At 65.8% G+C, this 20,086-nt stretch carries 23 protein-coding genes and 1 tRNA gene; 9 read left to right on the plus strand and 15 right to left on the minus strand.

Annotation, left to right across the window (positions count from 1 at the left end; genetic code table 11):
- Positions 1–159 precede the first annotated feature (159 nt).
- The 5 genes from C477_RS18690 to C477_RS18705 form a co-directional block, all read right to left on the minus strand.
- Positions 160–1,365 (minus strand): DUF4397 domain-containing protein, encoded by a 1,206-nt coding sequence (locus C477_RS18690; RefSeq protein ID WP_008896109.1) that lies wholly within the window; start codon positions 1,363–1,365, stop codon positions 160–162.
- 154 nt (positions 1,366–1,519) lie between these two features.
- Positions 1,520–2,251 (minus strand): hypothetical protein, encoded by a 732-nt coding sequence (locus tag C477_RS18695; RefSeq protein ID WP_008896110.1) that lies wholly within the window; start codon positions 2,249–2,251, stop codon positions 1,520–1,522.
- Positions 2,252–2,357: 106 nt separating this feature from the next.
- Positions 2,358–2,501, minus strand: coding sequence for a hypothetical protein (locus C477_RS24335; protein ID WP_008896111.1), 144 nt, complete (start codon positions 2,499–2,501; stop codon positions 2,358–2,360).
- Between the two features lie 292 nt (positions 2,502–2,793).
- A complete protein-coding gene (locus C477_RS18700; protein WP_008896112.1) occupies positions 2,794–3,102 on the minus strand; it encodes a hypothetical protein in 309 nt (102 codons plus the stop codon).
- A gap of 151 nt (positions 3,103–3,253) precedes the next feature.
- On the minus strand, positions 3,254–3,502 hold the full coding sequence (locus C477_RS18705; RefSeq protein WP_008896113.1) for a hypothetical protein: 249 nt from the start codon (positions 3,500–3,502) through the stop codon (positions 3,254–3,256).
- A 123-nt stretch (positions 3,503–3,625) separates the two neighbouring features.
- Here C477_RS18705 and C477_RS18710 point away from each other — a divergent pair, with 123 nt between their 5' ends.
- Positions 3,626–4,033, plus strand: a complete 408-nt coding sequence (locus C477_RS18710; protein ID WP_008896114.1) for a PPOX class F420-dependent oxidoreductase — start codon at positions 3,626–3,628, stop codon at positions 4,031–4,033.
- 38 nt (positions 4,034–4,071) lie between these two features.
- On the opposite strand, the gene C477_RS18715 is transcribed toward C477_RS18710, so the two are convergent.
- From C477_RS18715 to C477_RS18725, 3 genes are all read right to left on the minus strand, one after another.
- Complete coding sequence (locus C477_RS18715) at positions 4,072–4,302, minus strand: hypothetical protein (RefSeq protein ID WP_008896115.1); 231 nt, start codon at positions 4,300–4,302, stop codon at positions 4,072–4,074.
- A 307-nt stretch (positions 4,303–4,609) separates the two neighbouring features.
- On the minus strand, positions 4,610–5,110 hold the full coding sequence (locus C477_RS18720; protein ID WP_008896116.1) for an Lrp/AsnC family transcriptional regulator: 501 nt from the start codon (positions 5,108–5,110) through the stop codon (positions 4,610–4,612).
- A 142-nt stretch (positions 5,111–5,252) separates the two neighbouring features.
- Entirely contained in the window at positions 5,253–6,320 is a 1,068-nt protein-coding gene (locus C477_RS18725) for a hypothetical protein (RefSeq protein WP_152423355.1), read from the minus strand.
- Between the two features lie 396 nt (positions 6,321–6,716).
- Here C477_RS18725 and C477_RS18730 point away from each other — a divergent pair, with 396 nt between their 5' ends.
- Together C477_RS18730 and C477_RS18735 are read left to right on the plus strand one after the other, a co-directional pair.
- On the plus strand, positions 6,717–8,297 hold the full coding sequence (locus tag C477_RS18730) for an acetolactate synthase large subunit (protein WP_008896118.1): 1,581 nt from the start codon (positions 6,717–6,719) through the stop codon (positions 8,295–8,297).
- A 136-nt stretch (positions 8,298–8,433) separates the two neighbouring features.
- The gene (locus C477_RS18735; RefSeq protein ID WP_049914671.1) at positions 8,434–9,759 is read left to right on the plus strand and encodes a glycoside hydrolase family 68 protein; all 1,326 of its coding nucleotides are present in this window, start codon (positions 8,434–8,436) and stop codon (positions 9,757–9,759) included.
- Positions 9,760–10,194: 435 nt separating this feature from the next.
- Here the strand turns inward: C477_RS18735 and C477_RS18740 are convergent.
- Together C477_RS18740 and trmY are read right to left on the minus strand one after the other, a co-directional pair.
- Positions 10,195–10,267 (minus strand) — tRNA-Pro (locus C477_RS18740).
- A gap of 90 nt (positions 10,268–10,357) precedes the next feature.
- Positions 10,358–10,957, minus strand: coding sequence for a tRNA (pseudouridine(54)-N(1))-methyltransferase TrmY (gene trmY, locus C477_RS18745; protein ID WP_008896120.1), 600 nt, complete (start codon positions 10,955–10,957; stop codon positions 10,358–10,360).
- A gap of 209 nt (positions 10,958–11,166) precedes the next feature.
- Between trmY and C477_RS18750 the strand changes: the two genes are divergently transcribed.
- A complete protein-coding gene (locus C477_RS18750; protein WP_008896121.1) occupies positions 11,167–11,352 on the plus strand; it encodes an HVO_A0556 family zinc finger protein in 186 nt (61 codons plus the stop codon).
- 150 nt (positions 11,353–11,502) lie between these two features.
- On the opposite strand, the gene C477_RS18755 is transcribed toward C477_RS18750, so the two are convergent.
- The 3 genes from C477_RS18755 to C477_RS18765 form a co-directional block, all read right to left on the minus strand.
- Positions 11,503–11,691 (minus strand): hypothetical protein, encoded by a 189-nt coding sequence (locus C477_RS18755; RefSeq protein WP_008896122.1) that lies wholly within the window; start codon positions 11,689–11,691, stop codon positions 11,503–11,505.
- 9 nt (positions 11,692–11,700) lie between these two features.
- Positions 11,701–11,892 carry a DUF7511 domain-containing protein gene (locus tag C477_RS18760; RefSeq protein ID WP_008896123.1) on the minus strand — a complete coding sequence of 64 codons (192 nt, stop codon included), beginning with the start codon at positions 11,890–11,892 and terminating at the stop codon, positions 11,701–11,703.
- A gap of 287 nt (positions 11,893–12,179) precedes the next feature.
- Positions 12,180–13,295 carry a S1C family serine protease gene (locus C477_RS18765; RefSeq protein WP_008896124.1) on the minus strand — a complete coding sequence of 372 codons (1,116 nt, stop codon included), beginning with the start codon at positions 13,293–13,295 and terminating at the stop codon, positions 12,180–12,182.
- Positions 13,296–13,467: 172 nt separating this feature from the next.
- Here C477_RS18765 and C477_RS18770 point away from each other — a divergent pair, with 172 nt between their 5' ends.
- The 5 genes from C477_RS18770 (at position 13,468) to C477_RS25070 (ending at position 17,300) form a co-directional block, all read left to right on the plus strand.
- Positions 13,468–14,841, plus strand: a complete 1,374-nt coding sequence (locus tag C477_RS18770; protein WP_008896125.1) for a tRNA pseudouridine(54/55) synthase Pus10 — start codon at positions 13,468–13,470, stop codon at positions 14,839–14,841.
- An 83-nt stretch (positions 14,842–14,924) separates the two neighbouring features.
- The gene (gene rnhB / locus C477_RS18775; RefSeq protein WP_008896126.1) at positions 14,925–15,668 is read left to right on the plus strand and encodes a ribonuclease HII; all 744 of its coding nucleotides are present in this window, start codon (positions 14,925–14,927) and stop codon (positions 15,666–15,668) included.
- Between the two features lie 108 nt (positions 15,669–15,776).
- Positions 15,777–16,010: a hypothetical protein gene (locus C477_RS18780; protein ID WP_008896127.1), complete on the plus strand. Its 234-nt coding sequence runs from the start codon at positions 15,777–15,779 to the stop codon at positions 16,008–16,010.
- Between the two features lie 71 nt (positions 16,011–16,081).
- On the plus strand, positions 16,082–17,095 hold the full coding sequence (locus C477_RS18785) for a sodium:calcium antiporter (protein ID WP_049914677.1): 1,014 nt from the start codon (positions 16,082–16,084) through the stop codon (positions 17,093–17,095).
- A 97-nt stretch (positions 17,096–17,192) separates the two neighbouring features.
- Positions 17,193–17,300 (plus strand): DUF7563 family protein, encoded by a 108-nt coding sequence (locus tag C477_RS25070; protein WP_449404405.1) that lies wholly within the window; start codon positions 17,193–17,195, stop codon positions 17,298–17,300.
- Positions 17,301–17,526: 226 nt separating this feature from the next.
- Here C477_RS25070 and C477_RS18790 read toward each other — a convergent pair whose 3' ends face one another.
- On the minus strand, positions 17,527–19,152 hold the full coding sequence (locus C477_RS18790) for a preprotein translocase subunit SecD (protein WP_008896129.1): 1,626 nt from the start codon (positions 19,150–19,152) through the stop codon (positions 17,527–17,529).
- Positions 19,149–20,033, minus strand: coding sequence for a protein translocase subunit SecF (secF, locus tag C477_RS18795; protein ID WP_049914672.1), 885 nt, complete (start codon positions 20,031–20,033; stop codon positions 19,149–19,151). The genes C477_RS18790 and secF overlap by 4 nt, the downstream gene beginning before the upstream one ends.
- Positions 20,034–20,086 lie beyond the last annotated feature (53 nt).

Genomic DNA, 20,086 nt, shown 5'->3' on the forward strand with positions numbered 1-20,086 from the left:
ACGGACAAAACGACATCTGCTAGAAACCAGTCACGAACGACCGGTCGACGACGCGTTTCCGGGTACAGCGATCGACGGCGAAAAACGGGACGAACGGCTGCCGAGGACGCCGAAACTTCCGCGCAAAACGGATCGAACGGCGGCGAGTGCGTCCGGTTCTCAGTAGTCGCCCGTGGCGGACTCGTTCTCGGCGTGCCCGTCCGTCTGGTTCATCGCATCGTCGGTCGACTCGTTCGCTTCCGTCGCGTCGTCGGCCGTCACGCTCTCGTTTTCGCCGCTCGAGTCGTCGTCGGCTACCGTCTCGCTGCCCGGTTCGCCGTCGACGGCGGCGAGCACGCTGAACGAGCGGTCCTCGTCGTCCGTCTCGTCGGGCATCGATCCCGCCAGCTCGGCCGTTACCGTCTCGTCGTCCAGCTCCGCGAGGTAGCCGATGGCGAAGGCCGTGTACGCCGTGTCCGCCTCGAGGTCGAGTTCGACGCTGACGACGGGGTCGGGTTGGGAGATTACGTCGACCTCGCCGACGGTCTCGTCGGTCTCGTTGCTGCTGGCGCTCTCGTTACCTGTTTCGGACGTCTCCTCGCCCATCTCGGCGCTCTCGCCGGCCGGGAAGACCTCGAGCGTCTGGCTCCCGGGCTCTACCGGAACGTAGCCGGACGGCTCGGTGAAGGCGACGTCTTCGAAGACTAGCGCACCGGTCTCTCCCTCGGCGATGTCGATCGCCGGGGCGTCCGGAACCGCGTGCACGACTCGGAGCGGGGCCGTCCCCGCTTCGACGTCGTTCGACGGGGAATCGACGAGCAGCAGGACGTCGAACGTGCCCGCGTCGGTCTCGCTCTCGATGTCGCCCATCTCGCCGGTCCCGTCCGTCTCGTTGGCGAGCGCGCTGCCGCCGTCGGAGACGTTCCCCGTCTCGTTGCCGGCGGTGTCGTTGGCTGCGTCGTACGCGGAGACGTCCGTGTCGTCTCCCGCGGCGCCGGCAGACTCGCCCTCGAGTTCGCCGAGAGCGGCGGCCGTGTAGAACTCCGAGTCGACGGCGATGGTTCCCTCGTAGACGGGCTGGTCGTCACCGGCGGCCGTGATCGTGATCGAGTACGTGCCCGGAACGATCTCGAGATACGGCGTGAGGTCCCCGTAGCCGACGTCCGAGAGGATCTGCTGATCGTCGACGTAGACGTCGACGTTCGGCGCGTCCGGCGAGAAGTGGCCGACGCGGATCGCGCCGAGCTCCTCGTCGTCGACCGTCGTTTCGTCGGCCTCCCGTTCGTCGTCTCCGTGTTCGTTGATGGCCAAAGCGGTTCCAGTGATCGCCGATCCGGTACCGACGACACCGATCGCCTTGATCGTCGAACGTCGTGATAGTGTCATACTACGTCGATAAGGGGGGCGCGAAACGGGCAAAAACAGCGCAGTCAGTTTACCTGATTGTCGTCTCGTTTACTCGAGACTGGTCGCTGTAGACGGCCCGTAACGAGCGAAAGCAGCGCCTACAGCGAAGTAGCGGAACCGAACAGCAGATCGCTTACCGATCTCCGCTCAGCGACACCGTCGAGAGATCAGCCTCGAGGTCCTCGACGTGGTCGTTGAACGACTCGACGAACGCGGCCACGTCGTCGGCGAGCCGACGGACCTCGGTCGCTGGCGGGGGGCCGTACTGCGAGATGAGGTAGACGCCGTCCGACCCGCCGACCCGCAGGTAGCTCGCGGTGTCGCCGTCGAACTTGAGCTCCCAGCGACTGCCCGATACCGTCGTCGCGTAGGTGCCGTACTCGCCCTCGTAGCGGTGGAGCTCGCTCGCCATCGCGTTCCCGACGTCGCGGATTCGCTCGAGAATTCGGTCGCGTTCGGCGACCAGCTCGGCCGTCGATTCGATCTCGGGGAACTCGTCCGGAACGTCCGCGAGCAGCCCCTCGAAGGAGCGGACGTACTCGTTGTACGCGGCGACGAACGCCCCGTAGTCGGCCATCGCCGTCTCGAGCGCCTCGGGTTCGGGCGGCTGTTTGCTCGAGACGACGTAGGTCTCCTCGCCCGATTTCGGCTCGAACCGGAGGTACTGGACGTCGCCGGCCTCGTACTTGATCGTCCAGGTTCCGGCGTCGGTCTGGAACGTCTGTTGGCCGTAGTCGCCGCCCTGAAAGACGGCGAGCTCCCGCGCGATCTCGCCGGCGTGGGTCCGGACGCGGGCCGCCAGTTCGTCGCGTCGCTCGGCGACGTCCGCCATTTCCTCGACGTCCGTCTCGAGTCCCTCGGTCATCAGTCGTGAGAGGAACCGGATCCCGATACCAGTTGCGTCTCCGCTCGGTTCGGCCGTCGGACGGCCGCGGCGATCCGACCGGCGACCGGTGACCGGCGTTCCGAACCTACTCGGTCTCGGCGTACTCGGACGCGAACGTCTCCGGTCCCACGACTTCGAGGTCACCCTCGGCGACGAGCGCGTCGAGGTACGTCACCGTTTCCTCGAAGCGGTCGACCACGTCGCCCGCGAGTCCGTGGTAGCAAAGCACGGTGATCCCGCCCAGATCGGCCGTCCGCTCGAGCAGTGCTTCGGGGCCTCGGGGTCGACGGCGCGCGGGTAGCGAGCCGCATCGACGACGCAGCCCTGAACCGGCTGGCCCGCGGCGAACCCGAGGTTGGAGGTCTCGTCGACGAGGTCGAGCGAGGCGGCGTCGTACCGTCCGGCCGGATAGGAGACGAACCGGGCGCCGTCCGCGTACCCCTCGTCCTCGAGTCACTCCCGCGCGTCGGTCAGCTTAGCACGACGGTTGGCGCCCGTTGTGTCCCGTCCGGGTTCCGTTCTCAGCCCTCGTCCTCGCTCTCGTTCGTCGTCCCGCCGGTTTCGTTGTCGGTATCGTTCTCCCCGTCGTCGCTCTCGTTCGTCATCTCGCCGGTCTCGTTTTCCGTTTCGTTGTCGGTATCGTTCCCTTCCCCGTCGACCAGGCCCTCGTCTTCGTCTCGGTCCTGACCGTTCCCCGTCCCCTCTTCGGCGGCCGGTTCGTCGTCGTCGCCGCCGCCGCTCGGGCCGCCACAGCCGGCGACCAGCGCCGTCGCCGCTGTCGCACCCGTTACCCGCAACAGCCGTCGTCGCGTCCGTTGCTGTGGACTCATACCACGTGCAAGCATTCCCCGTCCGATAAGTTCTGAGCCGACACTCGCGTGTGTCGTCCCCTCGACGGCGAGGGCGAACGGCGACGGATCGACTCGAGGAGGTCGGAAGATGAGCCGACCGACGGAATCGGCTGCGCCGCAGCCCGCGGCGTTACCAGGTGCGTCGACGAGGGGACCCCCTGCCGGCGTCGAACCGCTCGACCCGAGGCCCGGGCTCGAAGAAGTCCCCGCGGTCGTCGTAGGCGACCCAGCCCTCGAGGACCATCGTTTCCAGCACGTCCCGGACGAGCCCCGGATCGTAGCCCTCGATCTCGCGGGGCCGGAGCGGGAGACCCCGGCAGACCATCCACTCGAGGGCGTCGTTCCAGATCGCGTCGCGCTCGGGATTGCGCGCGTACATGTGTTAGCTGCGGATTCCCGACGGTAGCTATCAATCTTCCGCCCGTTCCGAGCGTGGATCGACGCGAGCGTGCCTCTCAATGTAGGCAGTATACAAAAGCCGAACGCGAGCGAATCGCCGCCCGTGACAGCAATCCCCGACGCCTTTCACGACCTGTTCGAGAAGCAAACGTTCGCGCACGTCGCGACGCTGACCGGGGACACCGACCCCCACGTCACGCCGGTCTGGATCGACTACGACGCCGACGACGACCGACTCTTGATCAACACCGAACGCGGTCGCCGCAAGGAGCGCAACGTCCGCGAGGACCCGTCGGTCGGCGTCAGCATGGTCGACCCCGAGAACCCCTACCGGCGACTCTCGATCATCGGCGAGGTCGAGGAGGTCACGACCGAGGGGGCTCGAGAGCACATCGACGAACTCGCGCAGCGCTACACGGGCGAAGACGAGTACGGAACGCCCATCGAAACCGAGCGGGTTATTCTGCGGATCCGCGTCGACGAAGTCGTCGACGCACAGGACGCGAGCTGATCGCCGCCAGGTTGTCTCCGCCGTCGACTCCGTCGCCGTTACGCGTCGTCGGTTTCGGTCTCCGGTTCGCCGTCGGACGAATCGGCCGGCGTCGTCTCGTCGGCGGCCGACGGTTCCGAATACTGGCGCCGAGTCTGCTGGTTGAGCAGTTCCACCTCGTGGCTGCGCTCGGCGTGGCGGTTGAAAAACGTCTGGGCGTCCTCGAGCCCCTCGATGAGTCGTTCCGTGTTGCAGGTGTGACAGACGCACCGGTACAGATCCTCACTCATCGATCGACGCTCGTGAGGAGATGGCGGTGACTATCGGCCGGACGTGGCCAGCGACGGTCTCAGGGCGGGGTCGAGTGGCGTTCATGTAGTCAGGTTGCGCCGCGCCGGTCGGGAAACGATTCTCGCTCTCGTCGTAATCGGTGCTTCTGATCAAGGTAGTTGTGTGTGGACGGTAGCTGTATCCGGTTCGGTACGACAGTCATTGTCCACGACTTGTTCGGCAATACAAAAAACCCGTCCCTAATCTATTTGGAAGAAAAGTAGGTACTTATTCTAGTTTGGATTTTCGAAGTTATTCGGGAAGGATTTATTCTCGGAAGTCGCCGGGTCGCTGTTCTTCGCCGACATTCTCGTCGAAGAAGTCGACGGGACGACTCCGCGTCTTCCGCAACAGCCGTTCCCGTTCGATCGTCAGCGGGAGGTCGTCCAGACGGCTCGTGATCTCGTTTACCTCTTCGGTGTTGTTCGCGACCGCCAGCGCCTGAATGTTCTCCCGCGCACTCAGCATCTCGTCGACCTTGACGACCTGGGGGAGTTCGAGCGCCCGCTCGGCGACCTCCTGGCGGTCGTCGGTCGCGGCCGTACAGGAAAACTGGAGGCGGATCGGGAACCCGGCCTTCTCGTAGTCGATGATCGGTACGTAGCCCTCGATGATTCCGTCGTCCTCGAGCTGTTCGATCCGGTTGCGGATCGTCGTATCCGTCACCGGCAGCTGTTCGGCCATATCGACCGGTGTGGTCGCTCGAGCGTTCTGTTGGAGAAGATGAAGGATTCCGTAATCGATCTCGTCGAGTCCGTCGGCAGCCATACTCAGGGTATCCGAGCAGTCGCTAAAGGGTCTTCGGGTCTCGAAGCGGGTAAGCGGGGCGTACGCACGCACCAGAGTGAATCCGCGTGTCGATCGGTGGCGCGTCACAGGTGAAGCCGGAACCGGAGACGCGTCGCGCCGATTACGCGTCGTCGCGGTCGTCCGTACACTTCGTATCGGTGTCGGCCTTCTCCGTGTCGACCGCCTCGCCCTCGTAGGTGACGGTCACGGACGTCTTCCGGTCGTCGAGCACGGTCACCCAGAACGAGTCCGACCCCTTGGCGTCGACGTAGCACTTGCCGCCCTGCTCGTCGCCGTTAACGGTCCAGCCGAGCTTCACGGCCTCCTTGCCGCGATTGCGGACGCAGAACTTGGCTTCCGTCGTCTTCTCGACGCCGCCGTTACCGCCGTCGCCGGCGCCGTTCTCGGCGGTCCGCTTTCGCGTCCGGTAACAGACCGCCTCGAGGTCGATCGTGTCCGCCATCGTCGACTCCCGGCACGCCGCCGTGTCGACGCTGACCGACTCGATCCGCTTCCCGTCGTAGTAGAGTTCGACCGCCGAATCCATCGAGAGGGCGGCGGCCCGGAACGACTCGACGCCGCCCTTCGGGACCGTGACCGTCCCGTAGAGCTTGTCGAGGTCGAACTCCGCGTCCTCGAGGTCGACGCCCTTCTCCTCGGCGAGTCTCTCGAGGTCGATCGTCTGCTTGCCCAGATCGAGCGTCGTGCCGTTGAGTTCGATCCGCTTCCCCTCGAGACGCTCGAGATCGTCGGCGTCGACGTTCATCCCCTGGGATCGGGCGTAGGCCTCGAGCGCGGCCGTATCGTTCTCGTCGAAGTCGTCCGGATCCAGCTCCTCGAGGGCAGCCATGTCGAGGGCGCCGAGCTCGAGCCCGTCGACATCGACCTTCCAGCTGAGCGTTGCTTCCGCCGAGCGCTCGTTCCGGACACGGACCGTCGCCTCGCCGCTCTCGTGGCAGACGACCTCGAGGTCGAGGCCGGCTTTCGTCGCCGCCTCGTCGTCCTGATCGGCGTCGTCTTTTTTGTCGTCGTCGCCGGCTGCCAGTTTCTTCCCGTCGGTCTTTTTCTCGGCCGTCTCGTCGCCGTCGAAGACGCCCGAAACGCCGACGGCGGTTCCGCTGATGGCCGTCCCCACAGCGCCGATTCCGAGCAGACTCTGTCGCCGTGAAAGTAGATCGTCCTCTGACATCGTTGAACTCCCGCAACCCGATGGTCGCGGCTACCGAACACTCGCAGAGAGTCGACTATTGTTATAGCGCGACTGTAGTGTCGAGCGCGCGACGGCTCTCGACGATCGGTTTCGACCGCTGAGCGCGCCGTCGATCGAGTTGTATTCGACCGCGCCTCCCGGAAGAAATCGGTTGCTATCGTCCGTAACGTCCTCCTTCAATTTCGAACCGCTAGTAGGGGAACCGCTCCCCTGCAACATCCCGGACGCGACGACCGGACGCCGCGTTGCCTCTCGGCAGTCCCTACTCGCCGGCGGGCGAGTGGTCCGCCGCTGTAGCAAGCGGTTTTCGTTCGCCCCGCCGACGCCGTGTGTGCAGGGCGGGCGATTAATGACGGCGCCGTGGACGGGACGTCCATGGCGACCACAGCCGAGTTGCTCGTCGACTGTCTCGAGGCGGAAGGCGTCGAGCGCGTCTTCGGCGTGCCGGGCGAAGAGATCGAGGATCTGCTGTTCGCGCTGCGCGAGTCGTCGATCCGCTTTCACCCGACGCGCCACGAACAGGGGGCGGCGTTCATGGCCGACGTCCACGGGCGGCTGACCGGCGAGGCCGGCGTCTGCCTGTCGACGCTCGGCCCCGGCGCGACGAACCTCATGACCGGCGTCGCCGACGCCCAACTGGACAAGAGCCCGGTCGTCGCCATCACCGGCCAGGGGGGCCGCGAACGACTGCACAAGGAGAGCCACCAGGCGCTAGACGTCGTCGACGTCTTCGAGCCGATCGTCGCCTGGAACACCAGGATCGGCGAGTCCGAAATCGCGCCCGAGTCGGTCCGCAAGGCGTTCAAACTCGCCGAGTACGAGAAGCCCGGCGCGACCCACCTCGAGTTCCCCGAGGACGTTGCCGCCGAGGAGATCGATGCGACGCCGATCGAGACGCGCGACCCCGTGCGCCGACCGGACCCGGACGACGAGTCGGCCGAGCGCGCGGCGCGGCTGCTCGAGGAGGCCGAGCGCCCGATCCTGCTGGCGGGCAACGGCGCCGTGCGGACGCGCGCGTCCCAGACCATTCGGTCGCTGGTCGACCGCATCGGGATTCCCGTCGTCGAAACTTACATGGGAAAGGGGGCGATCTCGGACCGCGAGGCGGCCTCGCTGATGACGCTGGATTCGGGGCCGGACGAGGAGGCCGCGCGGGCGATCGACCGCGCCGACTGCGTGATCGCGGTCGGCTACGACATCGCCGAGCACGATCCGGCGGGCTGGAACCCCGACCTCGAGAAGACCATCGTCCACGTCGACTACGAACCCGCGGAGGTCTACCGCCACTACAACCCCGACGTGGAGATCGTCGCCGACGTCGGCGCCGCGCTGGCGGCCATCGACGAGCGCCTGCCCGACGCGGCCTGTTCGCTGTGGTGTGACGACCTCCACGAGCAGTTGCTCGAGTCGGTGACCGAGCCGCCGGCCGCCGGCGATCCGATCACCGTCCGGAACTGCCTGCCGCTGTTGCGCGAGGCCATGGCCGATTCGGACGTGCTCGTCTCCGACGTCGGCAGCCACAAGATGGCGATCGCCCAGTCGTTCCCGACCTACGAGCCCAACACCTGCGTGATCTCGAACGGCCTGGCCAGCATGGGGATCGCCGTCCCCGGCGCTCTGGCGGCCGATCTGACGACGGATGCGAACGTGGTGGCCGGGACCGGCGACGGCGGGTTCATGATGAATGCGGCGGAACTCGAGACCGCCTCGAGACTGGACTGTGGCTTCACGACGGTCGTGTTCAACGACGACGACTACGGTCTGATCTCGGAGAAGCAGGAGGGCCACCGGGGCGAGCACACCGGGACCGAACTGTCGAATCCGGATCTGGTGGCGTTCGCGGAGAGCTTCGGCATCGAAGCGTATCGGCCGGAGGGATGGGACGAGGTGGAGGCGGTGTTTAGCGACGCTGTGCCGTCGGACGAGTTGGCGTTGATCGAGATCGGACTCGAGTGAGGGGAGTGGCACACCGTTACCGACCGCCGGCGAACGAGTGAAGTTTTGATTGTTCAAGATATGATTAAACTATCTTCAACAAGAAATAAAACTGATCGAAGTTACTATTATTTAGTGAGTAAATATTTGGAGTGTAATGTCCGACGAGACTAGTTCAACTACGTTGAACAGGCGAAACGTTCTAAAAACGGCCGGTGCGATCGGCGCGGCCGGGCTCGGGCTCTCGTTCGGTACCGGTTCCGTCGCCGCCGTCGAACCCGGCGACGCGAGCGAGTGGACGGCGGAACACGCGTCGAATATCGAACGCACGGACGCGACCACCGCACCGGTGATCGACGACGGACCGGAGCCGATTTCGGACGACTACTGGATCTGGGACACGTGGCCGCTCCGACATCGCGACGGTTCGATCGCGAAGATCGACGGCTGGCAGATCGTCTTCTCGCTCACGGCGTCGAAAGACCTCGTGCCCGGCGATCGCCACAACGAGGCGACCATCCGCTATTTCTACTCCCGGAACGGCCACAGTTGGCGGGAAGGGGGTACGGCCTTCGAGAACCCGCTCGGCCACCACCAGTGGGCCGGCTCCGCGATGTACGACGAGAGCGAGGACCAGATCTACCACTTCTATACGGCTACCAGCCCGGAACCGGAGTTCCGACAGCGACTCGCACTCGCCAAGGGGGCCTCGTTCGAAACGGGGCCGCGCGGGGTCGAACTGACCGGTACGCAAGCGCACACCATCATCGGTGCGGCCGACGGCGAGCTGTACCAGACGCTGGAACAATCCCGGGAGCAAGGCATCGTCTACGCGTTCCGCGACCCGTGGTATTTCCAGCACCCCGAGACCGGCGAAGACCTGCTCGTCTTCGAAGGGAACACGCCGACGGGAAGCGACAGCCCGTCTGATCCACGAAGCTACAACGGGAACGTCGGCGTGATGCGAGCGACGAACGACTCGCTCACCGAGTGGGAACTCCTCCCGCCGAACCTCGAGGCGATCGAGGTCAATCAGCAACTGGAGCGACCGCACTACGTGTTCAACGACGGGAAGTGGTACCTGTTCGTCCTCAGCCACGAGTTCACGTTCGCGCCCGGCCTCCAGGGCCCCGACGCGCTGTACGGGTTCGTGAGCGATTCGCTCTACGGTGACTACGAACCGCTCAACGGCAGCGGTCTCGTCGTCGCGAACCCCGAGTCGGCGCCCTTCCAAGCGTACTCGTGGCTGGCGATGCCCCACGGGAACGACGTGCTGGTCGAAAGCTTCGAAAACTTCCGCGGGCTCGACGACACGTCGCGGGGCGAGATCAGCCTCGACGAGGTCGGCCACCTCCCCCCGGAGGAACAGAAGGACCTGTTCGGCGGCACGCTCGCGCCGAGCCTGAAGGTGCAACTCCAGGGTAACGAGACGCGCGTCGTGAACGAACTCAAGGACGGTCACTTCATCCCCTCGGGGAACTAACGACCCAGGGACCCCCGATCGTCGCCGAGTCGGCGATGCCGCCCTCGCGTTGCAGAATTGAATCGCGTGTTGAAAGGCAGCCACCGCTTCGGTCACGGGGTTCGTTATTCGCCGTCTCGGTACACTACTGCGCCACGCTTCGCTCCTCGTGTTGTGATGCGGGAAAAGTGGGCCGGCGCAGATTCGAACAGCGCAAACCTCGCTTCGCTCGGTTTGCTGGCTCGAATCGTTGCGGCTGCGTTTCTGCCCGCTCACGAACACGACTCGCTTCGCACGTCGGTTAGAATTCGCGGGCAGATGTGGGCCGGCGCAGATTCGAACCACGGTCGGAGCGACGCTCCTCCCTGATTCGAATCTACGCGCCGTCATCGACTCCTACACTCGGTTACCTCGAGTCGCGTACGCGTCGCTTGAGGTTGTGAAATGCGGGAGAAGTGGGCCGGCGCAGATTCGAACTGCGGTTACGGCCACCCGAAGGCCGAAGGATACCAAGCTACCCCACCGGCCCGCATTTGTGAGTGAGAGTCCCCGATTGTTTAACGCTTCCGAAAGTGTCTATCGCTTCGCTCGGTAGCGATTCGCACACTCGAGTCCCGAGCTAAAACCGCTCGTAGCCCTCGGTGTCCAGATAGTGGTGCGCGACGGTGATCGCCTGATCGGCGTGTAACAGCTCCGGACCCAGCCGCAGGCGCCGATCGACGACGTCCTCGAGCACCTGCTCTTCCTCATCAGTAAAGTCCCGATGGTCGGACAATACGAACACGGGGTCCTCGAGGCCGTCGACGCCGACGTCGACGACGGCGTCACCGTCCTCGTGTAGCTGCACCACGGTCCCGTCGGCGAGTTCCTCGAGCGTTTCCTCGAACCCGCGCCGGTACACTTCGATGCCGGGACTGGGCTCGGCTGGAAGCGCACCGATGGCCTCGTCGCGGTGCTCGAGGGCGGTCCGCACCAGCGCCGCGGTGCTTCGCTCGTCGGGGTTGAGCCGGCGGAGTTCGCTCCCGTCGAAGGTGATCGTGAGCTCGTCCTGGACGACGAGGTGCGTCCGGACGTCCTCGCGGATCCCGTGGGAGGTGACGAACGAGGCGGTGATCGATCGACAGAGCGCGTCGAGGCGGCCGGCCCCGCCCGCGAGGTCGTCCAGCGAGAAGTCGGAGTCGGTCGGGACGTCGTGGCCGATGCAGACGAACTGGCGCATACCGGTACGCGGCGGGCCGCGGGGATAGCCGCCACGGTTCGCCGCGACCGGTCGCCGTCGACCGCTCGTCTCGGATCGAGAGCACAGCCGTCGCAGCTGTAGCCTCCGAATACCGTCGATCCACGCCGCCGTCGTGCGGTGTCACTCCCGTCGTACACTGCATAGGCATGGCCAACCGTTTCCCTCCTCTCGGGAGAGCTATGGTACATATGGCGAAATCACAGTCGTCAGCGACCGACGGCGAAGATCCGCAGTTGATCGCGATCCTCGAAGGCAGACCGTGTCCGTACTGCTCGGACGGCGAACTCGAGCGCGGACGCTACAAGGACAAACAGGCGGCGGTCTGCGACAGCTGCGACACGCCCCACGCCCAGCTGTGGCAGCCGGGCGAGTAAGCGATCAACGCGTCCGCGAGAACCTGCGAGCGATCCGGATACCTGCACTATTTTTGCCGAGTCACGCGACGCACGGACGGTCGAATCGACCGCGCGAATGCATCGAACAGCCGGTATCGAAGTCGTCCCGACGGACGTCACTTCGGCCCGTCACCGCGATCGCGATCCGGAGTAATCGTGGCCGATGATCAGCGCGAGGGCGTGGATCGCGAGGAGGCCGACGACCAGCGAGAGGGAGCCGGCGGAGTCGACGCCGGAGAGAAAGACCGGCAGGTAGGCGACCGGCAGCAGGGTGCCGATCCAGAACCCGGCGGCGGTGACGGAGTTTCCGAGGTGCATCGTCGGGACCTAGCGCATCGATTCGAGCGAGACGAACCCGTCGTCGTAGGCGACGATCCAGGCGGCGTCCAGTTTCTCGTCGCTCGCCTCCCGCGGGAAGATCGCACACTCGTCGGGAGCGTCGTCGTTCTCGATCGTGACGTGATCGAGGTCGGTCAGCGGTGCGTCGGTCGGACGGGCGGTGTCAGCGTCGGGAGTCATACGTGACAGGCGATGGGTGATCGCGCTACCGATAGCTACCGGAGTCTCACCTATTGTTATCGACCTGCTAAACCCCACTGCCTGTTGATTACGGCCGATTGACTCCCAATTCAACCCAGTCGTTCACGAATTTGGGACAGAAACGAAATCTGACTTGTACGGGGCGTCTACACCGGGTTATCGTCTCGACACCGTCGATTACGCTCGGCTAGGCGGTCGTTTCAAACAGTTTTGATCGGTTCATCGTCCCGACGGAACCGGTCGCTGGCGCCCGGCTCTCGCTCGCCTCAGTTGGCCGGGGGTCGCTCCCCGAGCGTCAGCGAGATCGCGGTCTCGTCGCCGTAGCGCCAGCACTCGAGTTCGATCGTGTCTCCCGGGCTGGTCCGCAAGGCGAGGTGGCTCGAGAGCGCGTGGCGGTCGGGGATCGGCTCGCCGTCGATGGCGTAGATGACGTCGCCCCCGACGGGGATCGAGTCGCGCGGGCGGGGCGTTGCGGCCCGGAGGACGCCGTCGGCCGGGTCGCCCGACTCGACGCCGGTGACGATGACGCCGGTCGCCTCGGGGAGGTCGTTGGCCTCGGCGATGTACCGGTCGACGGTCGCGAGGGTGATCCCCATGTAGGAGTGATCGTAGGTTCCGGTCTCGATCAGCGAGGGGACGACTCGACTCGCGACCGCCGACGGGATCGCGAAGCCGATGTTGTCCCCGCCGCCGGCGGTGATGACGCCGGCGACCTCGCCGTCTAGGTTGACCAGCGGCCCGCCGCTGTTGCCGGGGTTGACCGCGGCGTCGGTCTGGATCGCGTTCGAAAACGAGAACGTTCGGTCCGGCATGTCGAGCGTGCGATTGACGCCGCTGACGATTCCCTTCGACATGGAGCCCTCGAACCCGTAGGGGTTGCCGATCGCGAGCACCTCCTGACCGACGACGGAGCGCTCGGCGGCCAGTTCGAGGGGCGTCGCCTCGTCGGGGACGTGATCGACCTTGAGGACGGCCAGGTCGCTGTAGAAGTCGGCGCCGACGATTTTGGTGGCCGACCAGTCGCCGTTGATGTACTGGAGGTCGACGCTGTCGGCGCCGGCGACGACGTGCTCGTTCGTGACGAGGTGGGAGTCGTCGACGAGAAAGCCCGAGCCCTGGCCGCCGCTCCCGTCGCCACCGTACGGGCTTCCGGCGCCCATCGCCCGCACCTGTGCGACCGAGTTGATGACCGCCTCGTAGACGTCGGTGTACGTCGAGCCGTCCGCGCGCTTGTCCGGATCGATCTCCCGCGAAACCGAGTGCGAGGACGAGCCCTCCATCGAGTCGCTCGAGGTGGGTTGGGCGCAGCCGGCGACGGCGCCGACGAGGCCGGTACCGGCGAGCGCGAGGAACTCGCGACGGTCCGGGGTGTGTCCGTTCATAGGCGAGGCTAGCACTCGATCTATTTGAACGTCCGGGCCACTTGAGAGTCCGTTTATCAATACACTATCTCGAGAGGAAATGACGTGCCGGCTGCGAGAGCGATCCGAGCGACGCCGTCCCCGACGGGCCGAAGGGAAAACGTGTTACCCGCGGCCGCCCGATTCCCGTGATATGATCACGGAAGACGCCCGCGCGCTGCTCGAGACGGGGCCGGTCTGTGACTCCTGTCTCGGTCGCCCCTTCGCCGAGCGGAGCTTCGGACTGACCAACGCCGAGCGCGGCCGGGCGCTGCGGACGACGATCGCGATGGAAGACGACGCCGACTTCGAGCCCGACGAGCCCGCCGACTGCTGGGTCTGCGAGGGGTACTCGGGCACCGTCGACGCGATCGCCGAGACCGTCGTCGACGCCCTCGAGGACGCCGACTTCGCGACCTACCAGGTCGGAAGCCGCGTCCCGCCGCTGGTCGAGGAAAACGACCGGCTCCTCCGGGAGGACGCCGGCCTCGAGCCGGACGTCGGCGAGTCGTTCAAGCGCGAGGTCAACCGCGAGGTCGGCCGTCGCGTCGGCGCGAAGACCGGCACCGACGTCGACTTCGACCGCCCCGACGTCCTCGCGATCGTCGACCTCGCGGCGTTCGATCCTCTCGAGGCCCTCGAGTCGGAATCGGTCACGGGCCACGCGGTCGACGTTCAGCTCAACCCCGCCTTCGTCTACGGCCGGTACCGCAAACTCGAGCGGGACATTCCCCAGACAGAGTGGCCGTGCCGGGAGTGTGGCGGCAGCGGAACCCAGTTGAGCGACGACGGCGAGGAACCCTGCGACTACTGCGGCGGCTCGGGCTACATGTACGATACCAGCGTCGAACAGGTCGTCCGTCCCCACGTCGTCGACGCCATGGACGGCGACGAGGGGACCTTCCACGGCGCCGGCCGCGAGGACGTCGACGCCCGGATGCTCGAGGAGGGCCGTCCGTTCGTCCTCGAGGTCAAACGGCCCAAGATTCGCGACCCGGACCCGAAGACCCTCGAGCGCGAGATCAACGCGGCCGCCGAAGGGAGCGTCGAGGTCGAGGGGCTCCGACTCGCGACCTACGAGATGGTCGAGCGCGTCAAGGAACACGACGCGAGCAAGCGCTACCGCGCCGACGTCGAGTTCGCCGAGCCGGTCGACGAGGCCGACTTCGAGGCCGCCCTCGAGGAACTGACGGGAACGACCGTTCAGCAGGATACGCCCCAGCGCGTCGACCACCGGCGGGCCGACCTCACCCGCGAGCGGACCGTCTACGACATCGACGGCGAGTTGGCGTCGCCGACCGAGGCCGAGGTCCGCCTCCACGGCGAAGGCGGCCTCTACGTGAAGGAGCTGATCAGCAGCGACGACGGCCGCACGGAACCGAGTCTGGCCGGCCTGCTCGAGACCGACGCCGAGGTCACGGCGCTGGACGTCTTCGGCGTCGAGGGTGAGGAGGAACCGTTCGAACTCGAGGAGTACTTCCTCGACGAGCCGCGGGACGACGGCGAGGCGGCCGCGACGGACGTCTGACGGGAGCGGACCAACAACGATTTTTCTTCGCGTCGCGACCGAACAGCGCAACGGTTTAGCCGTCGGCGACGGATCTGCGGGGTATGCCATTCGGCGTCGACGAAGCCGGTAAGGGACCCGCGCTCGGGTCGATGTTCGCCGCGGCGGTCCACTGCGAGGACCCCGCGGCGCTCCCCGACGGAATCGCGGACTCCAAACGACTCGCGCCCGAGCGCCGCGAGGAACTGGCGGCGACGATCCGCGAGGACGACCGCGTTCGCGTCGGCGTCGCGGAGATCTCGCCCGCGCGCATCGACGACCCGGAGACGGACATGAACTCGCTTGCCGTCACAGCCCACGCCGAGGCGATTGGGGACGCGCTCGCGGGGCTCGACTTCGAACCGGGCGGATCCGACGCCGACACGCTCGAGGCCGACGCCGTCGAGTCGGCTCCGATCACCGGACTCTGCGACGCCTGCGACACCGACGAGGACCGCTTCGCTCGCCGCGTCAGGGAGGCCTGTACGTCCCTCCCGTCGACGCCGGACTCGCTTTCGGACGCCCTCGAGATCGAGGCCCGCCACGGCGCCGACGACGAGTCGCCGATCGTCGGCGCGGCCAGCGTCGTCGCCAAGGTCGAACGCGACGCCCACGTCGCCGCCCTCGCGGACCGCATCGACGAGTACGAGTCCGTCGGCAGCGGCTACCCGAGCGATCCGAACACCCGCGAGTTCCTCGCGTCCTACGTCGACGAGCGCGGCGAGCTCCCCCCGTTCGCGCGGGAGTCGTGGTCGACCTGCGAGGACCTGCTCGCCGAGGCCCAGCAGACGGGACTCGGCGAGTTCTGAGCGCCGAGCCGTGCCGCTCGAGACGATCGCTGGTGATCGGTCCGGGCCGGAGAAATCTACCGTTCCATATTCGTAACTATTTAATTCACCAGGTATGATATAATCGCCGTGTTTCGATCGATCATCGTCGGGATTGGGGACGTACTGCTCGGACGACTGCTCGTCGTTCTCATGTTGGGCGTGCCGGTGTTCGGCGTCGCGTTCGTGTTGGCGTTCGGAACGGACGCTCTCGTATCGCTCGGCCTCTCGAGAGGAGTCGCCGGCACGATCACTGCGACGATAGCCACTGTGGGAAGTATCGCCGGATTGGCTGCGTTCGCCCACTATCTGATCGACTGGTAGCGACGCCTCTCGTTTGGGGACGTCGCCGACCTGTCGACCGTTTTATGCGCGACGGCTACGCAGCATCGAGCATGCTCGACGTGGTCGGCCTGCTCGCGCTCGCCGCCGTCGGAACGGCCGTCGTCTGGAAGGGAAGCACGTGGCTCGAGACGTCCGCGAACCGCCTCGCGACGGGCTACGGCGTGCCGGCGGTCGTCCAGGGGGCGATCATCGCTGCCGCGGGCTCGAGCATGCCAGAACTGGTGAGCGTGCTCGTCTCGACGCTGTTACACGGCGAGTTCGAGATCGGTATCGGGACGATCGTCGGTTCCGCGGTGTTTAATCTGCTGGCGATCCCGGCCGTGTCGGTCCTCGCGGCCGACGGCGACGGGATGTCGACGGGTCGGGAGCTGGTGTACAAGGAGGCGCTGTTCTACATGCTCGCGGTCGCCTCCCTGCTGTTGACGTTCTCGCTGGCGGTCATCTACTATCCGGCCGCGGGCGCGGGGCTCCAGGGGAATGTCACGCGGCCGCTCGCGCTGTTTCCGCTGGTCCTGTACGGACTCTACGTCTTCACCCAGTACCTGGACACCACCGAGGACGAGACGGCGGCGGACACCGACGTCGCCATCGGGCGGGCCTGGCTCTGGTTCGGGCTCGGGCTGGTACTGATCATCGTCGGCGTCGAGGGGCTGGTCCGGGCCGCGGTCGGGCTGGGCGACGCCTTCGGCACCCCCGCGTTCCTCTGGGGGATGACCGTCGTCGCCGCTGGCTCGAGCGTCCCCGACGCGTTCGTCAGCGTCGCCGCCGCCCGGTCAGGGCGGTCCGCGGTCAGCCTCGCGAACGTGCTGGGGAGCAACGTCTTCGACTTGCTCGTCGCGGTGCCGGCGGGCGTGCTGGTCGCCGGCACCCTGTCGATCACCTTCACGCATATCGTCCCGATGATGGGCTTTCTGATCCTCGCGACGATCGTCTTTTTCACCATTATCCGAACCGATATGCTGCTCTCGGAACGCGAGGCGCAGTTGTTGCTCGGTCTCTATGGCCTGTTCGTCGTCTGGCTGGTCCTCGAGAGCGTCGGCGTGACGACCGTCGTCCCGACGTGAGACGTGGGAGGTGACTCGACGAGAGCCCCGCCGACGTCCCGCTGCATTTGCAGGCGCCCCGCTCTTGCCGTTGGCCGGATCAATTGCAGTGTTCGATATGCCAGTCTGTACTAACTGCGAGAACCCCGTTTCTCTCGACTTCGAGCGCGCCTACGGCGACGACGGAACGGTCGAGTGGTGTCCGCGGTGTCGAGACCGAGCGTGAACGCGGGCGACCTGTTCCTGCCAACACCACAACTGCTTCTCGTCGGTGTCAAGCGAAGCATCGGCTAGCCGGTTCGCGTCTCGAGTGAGCTGCACAGGACACAGTCTTTCACCGCACGTCTCTACGTCAGGAGTCGAAGGTCCTCGAGTGGTACCGATACCCGTTGAAAGCCGATAGCCGCTGAAAACCGACCTCCGTTAAAAAGACCGCTGCGTGTCTGTCTGCGCTACTTGTCCGTCAGCAGCCGCTGGAGGATGTCCCCGTAGGCGGGCCGGGTGATGAGCACGCCGACGAGCACGCCGAGGATGGTGATGATGGCGAACCCGCGCAGATCCCCGAGGCTCAGGACGGCCAGTGGCGACATGGCGATGATCGTCGTCGCCGCGGCGGCGCCGATGACCCAGAACGCCTTCCGGAAGCGGGATTCGAACACCCGCCTCGAGCTGACGTCGCCTTGCTCCATCACCTCGTCGGCGATGATGACGAGGTCGTCTACCCCGGTCCCGACCACGGCGATGAAGCCGGCGACGTGGGAGAGATCGAGCGGCATGCGTATCAGCGCCGCGAAGCCGAGCAGGATGAACACCTCAGACATCGCGGTGACGATCATCGGCGCGGCGACCCGCGGGTTTCGGTAGCGCAGGAAGACGACGCCGCTGACGGTGATCACCGCCAGCGCCCCGATCACCAGCGAGTAGAGCTTGAACTGTTCGGCCAGCGCCGGCGACAGCGAGTAGGTCTGGGCCTCGCCGAAGTCCAGCGGCGCGGGCAACGAACCGGACTGGAGGTTCACCGAGAGCGCCTGACCCTGCTGGGCGTTCTGTGCGCCCATCTGGAACGTGGGGTCGTTCTCCCAGGAGCCGGCGCTCATCGAATTCGCGAGACGGGGACCCATGGAGTGGGCGTCGACGACTTCGCCGTCGATGACCGTGAGCAGACAGTACCGCTCTCCCTCGTGGTCGAAGTTGATGCTCTCGCCGTCGCCGCGGAGCCCACATTGCTGGACGCCGACGTTCGGGTCAGTGAAGCCGAGTTCGTTCAACCGCGACTGGAACTCCGGCGCGGCGTTGCTGTCAACCTGAACGGGAACGACTGTTTCCCCGGTTTCCTGATTGATTTCCGGCGGATCGACCTTTGCAATATCGTCCCCGCTCAGGACCGTTTCGTTCGTGTGGTTGCCGTCCCCGGTCGGGTAGTAGGCCTGCACTTCGACGATCCCTCGCTCGGCGAGCAGTTCTCGAAGCTCGTCGGCGCCCATGTCCGGCGCCTCGGTGACGATGTAGTAGCCGCCGCCGAGCCTGGCCGATTCGTAGACGTTGCCGCCGGAGAGCCCCGCCGCGTTGATCCGCGACTGGATCGTATCGACCATCTGCTGGCGCGTCTCCGCCGTCACGCCCTCGCGGATGTCCTCGTCGGGATCGACCTCGACGCCGGCTTCGGCGAGCGCGGCGGCGAACTCTTCCTCGCTCACGTTCTCGGTGAACAGCTCGGCGTGGGCGTTTCCGTCGTCGTCGACGCTGACGCGGACGTTCCCCGTCTCGAGGCCGGTTTCGTCGTACAGCGTGCGCTCGATTTCGGTCAGCCGTGCCTGATCGACGCTGCCGTTATCCCTGACGGCGCCGGCGTCGATGTCCTCGGCGGTCATCCCGGTGACGGGGGCGCTGATCCGCGTCCCGCCCTCGAGGTCGAGCCCGTACTCGAGGTTCGTCGCCCCGCTGTCTTGGGTCTCGACGTAGTCGTTGCCCCCCATGACGCCGCCGGGGACGAACAGGGAGACCATCGAACCGGTGATGAAGACGACCAACAGCAGTAGCCGCCAGTGTTCCTTGACGAACGCGACCGGACCGGTCATGATCGGATCCCCTCGAACTTGTACCAGCGAAGCAGACTCAGATTGAGCATGTAGGTGTTCATCAGGTCGGCCGCGAGCCCGACGAAGAGGACGATCCCGATCGACGAGAGCAACTTGACGCCGAACAGTCCCGCGGCGACGCCCATGACGAGCATCGCCGCCATCGACGTTACCGTCATCGTGATCCCGGTGCGCATCGCGCGGTGGGTGCTCTCGTAGAAGTCACCCTGGCGACGCAGGATGTGGTTGTTCAACAGGATGTCGGAGTCGACCGAGTACCCGATCAACATCAGCAAGGCGGCGACGGTCCCCAGCGACAGCGAGATGTCGGCGACCGTCATGAACGCAAGCGGGATCACCAGGTCCGAAAACGCGGAGAGGACGATGGCGATCGACGGCACGAACGTCCGGAACAGCAGGAAGGTAATGACGCTCATCCCGACGAAGGCCACGGCGACGCCCAGCAGCGCCGTCCGCTGGGTCCGTTCCCCGAAGCTCCCCGACACCGTCGACTCGAGTTGGACGATGTCCGCGTCGCCGTCCTGTTCCAAGTTCTGCTCGGCCTGCTGGCTCAGCGACTCGAGGTCGGTCGAGGTGAACTGGACGACGTACTGGTTCTGGGAGTCGGGCGCGGAAACCGACTGAATCGACTCGGGTTCCTCGTCGAAGGCGTTCGCGATCTCCTCCTGGGAGGAGGTCGTCTGAATAGTCAGTTCGGAACCGCCGGCGAAGTCCATCCCCAGCGGCACCGGCGCGCCCGTCATGAGGAACGTGCCGGTGAGAACGAGCAATGCAACCGCGAGTACCGCAAGCGGCACCGCCGCGAGTTGGCGGTTGCTGTACCGGGTGTAGGAACGGTCCGGTACGTCGAAATACCCCATATACTTGATCACTGGCGGGCCCCTGAGGTAAGCCTTCTCAATTTATGCAGCAT

This window comes from Haloterrigena salina JCM 13891, assembly GCF_000337495.1.
GTDB classification, from domain to species: domain Archaea; phylum Halobacteriota; class Halobacteria; order Halobacteriales; family Natrialbaceae; genus Haloterrigena; species Haloterrigena salina.